A 278-nucleotide genomic window follows, 5' to 3' on the forward strand; every position below is an offset into this window, starting at 1 on the left:
AGAACTTACTATTTGAAACACCTCCCCAAGTGGAATTAGCAAAATTAGTTAATACTCTAAAGACTGTTTCTTCAAGACTTATTAGGAAAAAACATAGTGAATATTTAAAAGAATATTACTGGAAACCCGTATTTTGGAGTAGAAGTTATTACATTTTAACAACTGGAGGAGCAACAATAGAAATGATTGAGAAATATATTCGCTCTCAAGCAGGAGTTAAAGATTAAAAACCGTTCCGATTCATCTCCCTCCTAGTTAGAGGAGGGGGTTTTCTCGAA

Annotated in this window: 1 protein-coding gene; it reads left to right on the forward strand. The window is 33.8% G+C overall.

Annotation, left to right across the window (positions count from 1 at the left end):
* The coding region (gene tnpA, locus QMG30_RS24910; protein WP_281819933.1) for an IS200/IS605 family transposase at window positions 1–227 on the forward strand (227 nt) is incomplete at its 5' end.
* Window positions 228–278 lie beyond the last annotated feature (51 nt).

Source organism: Vallitalea longa (genome assembly GCF_027923465.1).
GTDB classification, from domain to species: domain Bacteria; phylum Bacillota; class Clostridia; order Lachnospirales; family Vallitaleaceae; genus Vallitalea; species Vallitalea longa.